The organism is Streptococcus sp. HMSC065C01 (assembly GCF_001813525.1).
Taxonomy (GTDB): Bacteria; Bacillota; Bacilli; order Lactobacillales; family Streptococcaceae; genus Streptococcus; species Streptococcus parasanguinis_V.
Window position 1 is genome coordinate 10,914 of the sequence record NZ_KV812853.1, and the last position, 737, is coordinate 11,650.

Here is a 737-nt window from a genome sequence, read left to right on the forward strand (position 1 = left end):
GACGATGTTGTAGCTGGTGCAGATATCGAAAATACTGCAGCTCAAGTTGTAAACTATTACAACCCAACTACTAAGAAAGTTGAAAAACCTGAAAAACCAACTGAAAAACGTGTCAACAATGTTCCAATCTCAGTAGAATTTAACTTCACTAAGAAATTGGAAGGCCGTGAACTGAAAGCTAACGAATTCACATTCGAGTTGAAAGACAGCGACAATGTTGTGATTGCGACTGCAACCAACGATGCAGCTGGTAACTTCAAGTTCACTCCAGTTGATTACACAAATAAAGCTGGTAAAACTGTCACTGCCCTTAAATACCAGAAGGGTCAAGAAGGTACTTACACTTACACTGTAACAGAGGTTAAGGGTACAGACTCAACTGTCACTTATGATGAAATGTCTGCAGTTGTAACCGTTACTGTGTCTCATGACGGTACAGCGAAAGCCTTGATCACAAACGTGACAGAACCTGCCGATAAAGAATTCAACAACAAGGTAACTCCTCCGGAAGAACCTAAGTTCCAACCAGAGAAATACGTTGTTTCTAAAGCGAAATTCGATATCACAGGTACTAAGCTCGTTGATGACGATTCTGAATTGACAGATAAATATGGTGAAACAAATACAAACCCATATGTCGATACAACTACCAACAACGAAGATGAAAACTTGAATACGAAACCAGTTGAACGTGGCCAAAAACTTTACTACCAAGTATGGTTGGATACAACTAAATT

At 39.3% G+C, this 737-nt stretch carries 1 protein-coding gene; it reads left to right on the forward strand.

Annotated elements, in window-relative coordinates; all coding sequences use genetic code 11:
- Positions 1-737: Spy0128 family protein (locus tag HMPREF2918_RS11620; protein ID WP_305366775.1), on the forward strand; the 737-nt coding region annotated here is incomplete at both ends.